Here is a 2254-nt window from a genome sequence, read left to right as displayed (position 1 = left end):
ACATTGTCACGCATGGACAAGCATGTGGCGACGCGGATAATTGGGGCATGACCTACGGTACCGATGTCATCATCACCGGCGGCGGGCTGAATGGCCCGGCTTTGGGCCTTGCGCTGGCCCGGGCCGGAATGAAGGTGACCGTGATCGACGCCCAGCCCGCCCGGGCCCGGGCGGAGGCGAATTTTGATGGGCGGGCCTATGCGCTGGCCATCGCCTCAAAACGGCTTCTGACCGCCATTGATGTCTGGGACCGGATCGCGGGTGACGCCCAGCCGATGCTGGAGATCAAGACCAGCGATGGGCGGCCCGGCGAAGGGCCTGCCCCGTTCTTCCTGCATTTCGAGGCCGCCGAGATCGAGGACGGCCCGATGGGCTTCATGGTCGAGGACCGGCACCTTTACGCAGCCTTCCTTGCCGCGATGGAGGCGGAACCGGGTCTGACCCATCTGCCCGCGACGACCGTGACGGCGCAGAAGGCGGGACCGGCGGGGGTCACGGTGACTCTGTCTGACGGTCGGCAGTTGTCCGGGCGTGTTTTGGCAGGATGCGACGGACGGCAGTCGGGCACGGCTGAACGCGCGGGGATCACCCGCACCGGCTGGGGTTACGGCCAGACCGCGCTCGTCTGCGCGGTGGCCCACGAACGCCCGCATGACGGCATCGCGCATCAGTTCTTCATGCCCACGGGGCCACTCGCGATCCTGCCGCTGAAGGGCAACCGCTCCTCAATCGTCTGGAGCGAGACCGAAGATACCGCGAAGGCCATCGCCGCCTTGGACGACGAGGGGTTCCTGGCGGTCCTGCGCCCGCGCTTCGGCGATTTTCTTGGCCGGATCGAACTGGCGGGTGGACGCTTCACCTATCCCCTGAACCTGACGCTCGCCAACAGCTACACCGCGCCGCGCCTCGCTTTGGTGGGCGATGCGGCGCATGGCGTGCATCCGATTGCCGGACAGGGGCTGAACCTCGGGTTCCGTGACGTGGGCGCGCTGGCCGAAGTGCTGGTCGAGGCGCATCGACGCGGTGAGGATATCGGTGCGGGCGATGTGCTGGAACGGTATCAGAGCTGGCGGCGCTTCGACTCGACAGCGCTCGCACTGGGGATGGATGAAGTTAACCGTCTGTTTTCAAACGACAATGCGGTTCTGCGTGCGGCACGCGATATCGGCATGGGGATCGTCGGCAATCTGCCCGGCCTGCGCCGTGCCTTCATCAGGCAGGCGGCCGGCATCGCTGGCAAACCGGCGCGCCTCCTGACGGGAAAGCCGCTCTAATCTCAGACCTTGCAGAAGCTGACGATCCAGCCACGATCGCCGCTGTGATCGCCTTCGGCCCCCGCCCCGTAGATCTCGAACGGCTCGGTGCGGAACCCTGCGATCCGGTCCGCGAGCCCGGCGAAGTAAGGCGCAAAACCCGCCGCTTCGTAAAAGGCGTTGTGCACCGTGACGACGAAGAGCGCACCAGGTGTCACCACCCGCAGCAATTCGGCAAAAGCCTCCGGCCCGACATGGCCGGTGGTGAAGGTGCCCGCGCTGACGCAGCCTGAATAGGTGTTGTCCGGCAGCGGCAGGGGATGTGTCAGGTCGGCGGTGATGGTCCTGCAGTAGACGCCTTTTTCCGCCGCAACCGCCAGCATGTCGGCCGAATTGTCGAGCCCATCGGCCGGGGCGATGCCTGCCCTTGCCAACGCCTCGCCAACCAGCCCGGTTCCCGCGCCGACATCGAGGACGGGCCCCTTGCCGCCAAGTGCCGCGAAGGCATCTGCCACCACGGCCGGGCTGCGATACCCCATCGCCGCTGCGAAGTCCCGATCATAGCTGGAGGCCCAGTCGCGGTAGTAGCGCACCGAGTCCGCGGGCGTTTTCAACGCATAGGCGCCGTCTACATTGTGTTCGGTCCCTGCCATGATCCGATCGGGACACGGGCACCCCGCAGGGTCAAGCCGTTTTGGCAGATCTGAAAGAACAGTCAGCCGTCACAAGCCAAATCAATCGGCGTCGAAAGCAAATTTTCGACGAAAATTTGATGATTTTTCGCAGAAAAATCGTCCCCGGCGTCTTCAGTGCGGGTCCTTCCAGGCTGTGATGATGTTCACCGCCTCTTCCGCAGTCTCGACAAACCGGAAGAGGTCCAGATCCTCGGCTGAGATTGTCCCGGCCTCGGCCAAGGCCTCCCAGTTGATGATCTTCTCCCAGAACGTCTTGCCGAACAGCAGGAACGGCACGCGGCGCATGCGGCCGGTCTGGATCAGGGT

General features: G+C 64.9%; 3 protein-coding genes. 1 reads left to right on the top strand and 2 read right to left on the bottom strand.

The genetic code is table 11. The features are described 5' to 3' along the window. Nucleotides 1-47 precede the first annotated feature (47 nt). On the top strand, nt 48-1274 hold the full coding sequence (locus tag WBB85_RS16960; RefSeq protein ID WP_432639776.1) for an FAD-dependent monooxygenase: 1227 nt from the start codon (nt 48-50) through the stop codon (nt 1272-1274). 2 nt (nt 1275-1276) lie between these two features. On the opposite strand, the gene WBB85_RS16955 is transcribed toward WBB85_RS16960, so the two are convergent. Both WBB85_RS16955 and WBB85_RS16950 read right to left on the bottom strand, forming a co-directional pair. Further along, the gene (locus WBB85_RS16955) at nt 1277-1906 is read right to left on the bottom strand and encodes a class I SAM-dependent DNA methyltransferase (RefSeq protein WP_432639775.1); all 630 of its coding nucleotides are present in this window, start codon (nt 1904-1906) and stop codon (nt 1277-1279) included. A gap of 153 nt (nt 1907-2059) precedes the next feature. Next, nucleotides 2060-2254: LOG family protein (locus WBB85_RS16950; RefSeq protein ID WP_432639774.1), on the bottom strand; the 195-nt coding region annotated here is incomplete at its 5' end.

The organism is Albidovulum sp. (assembly GCF_049646345.1).
Lineage (GTDB): Bacteria > Pseudomonadota > Alphaproteobacteria > Rhodobacterales > Rhodobacteraceae > Albidovulum.
The sequence above is the reverse complement of the archived record's forward strand: the minus strand, read 5'-3'. Positions and strand labels throughout refer to the sequence as shown.